The sequence below is a fragment of the Nonomuraea rhizosphaerae genome (assembly GCF_019396405.1).
Classification (GTDB): domain Bacteria; phylum Actinomycetota; class Actinomycetes; order Streptosporangiales; family Streptosporangiaceae; genus Nonomuraea; species Nonomuraea rhizosphaerae.
The window spans coordinates 1-899 of sequence record NZ_JAHKRL010000304.1 but is presented as its reverse complement, the minus strand read 5'-3'; the positions used below and the strand labels follow the sequence as shown (position 1 = coordinate 899).

2 protein-coding genes are annotated in these 899 nt (G+C 67.6%); one reads left to right on the top strand and one right to left on the bottom strand.

Translation table 11 applies throughout. From position 1 onward, the window contains the following. Window positions 1-115 precede the first annotated feature (115 nt). On the bottom strand, window positions 116-328 hold the full coding sequence (locus KME77_RS15360; protein ID WP_219467439.1) for a dodecin: 213 nt from the start codon (window positions 326-328) through the stop codon (window positions 116-118). A 108-nt stretch (window positions 329-436) separates the two neighbouring features. On the opposite strand from KME77_RS15360, the gene KME77_RS15355 reads away from it, so the two are divergent. Next, the gene (locus tag KME77_RS15355) at window positions 437-751 is read left to right on the top strand and encodes a DUF3099 domain-containing protein (protein WP_219467438.1); all 315 of its coding nucleotides are present in this window, start codon (window positions 437-439) and stop codon (window positions 749-751) included. Window positions 752-899 lie beyond the last annotated feature (148 nt).

Sequence of the window (899 nt, the reverse complement as noted above, 5' to 3'; positions counted from 1 at the left end):
GCGCGCCCAGGGTCCTGGGCGCGCGCTCGGCCGCCGTTGGGACCCGTGACGCCGCCGACAGAGGTGAGGACGGCGCTGGGCCGTGAAGGCCCCTCGGCGGCGCTGTGAGGGCCTCTCAGGCGTCTTCCAGGCGGAAACCCACCTTCATGCCGACCTGGAAGTGCGCCACCTCTCCCGCGTCGATGTGCCCGCGGACCTCCGTCACCTCGAACCAGTCGAGGTGCCGCAGCGTCTCCGAGGCCCGCCTGATGCCGTTGCGGATGGCCTGGTCGACGCTCTCCGCCGACGTGCCCACAATCTCGGTCACCCGGTACGTGCGATCCGTCATCTCCACATCCTCCTTCGTCGCCTTACCCCGGGGCCATGATCGCATGACCGTCACGACGGGCAGGGGGCGTGTCGCGGGGCTCCCGCACGGGGGTCTACCTTGGAAGTCATGAAGGGGTGGCGCAAGAAGCAGGACGTCCACCAGGTCACCGACGCCAAGCCGTCGCTGACCTCGGACATCCGCCGGCGGGAGATCAGCTACCTCATCAAGATGGGCATTCGCACGCTCTGCCTGATCCTGGCCGTGGTGGTGCCGGTGCCGTGGCCGTACAGGCTGCTGTTCATCGCGGGTGCTGTCTTTTTGCCGTACATAGCGGTTATCGGGGCCAATGAGAGGGGCGGGGACGCCCCCTCGCCCACCTTTCACACCCCCGAAGCTAACCAAAGCGAGATACCCAGGCACCGACGCGAGATCGGGTCGTGACTAAGTCTTGACGCATCCCATGGGTTGTAGGTGTACGCTTTAGCCAAGCGCTCCGGTCCCCCGTCGGAGTGCTGGTGCCGGCGTTCCGGGCCCCCGTCGGAACGCCGATGAAGCGACGCCGGGTGGTTTGCCCCCGTAACCACCCGGC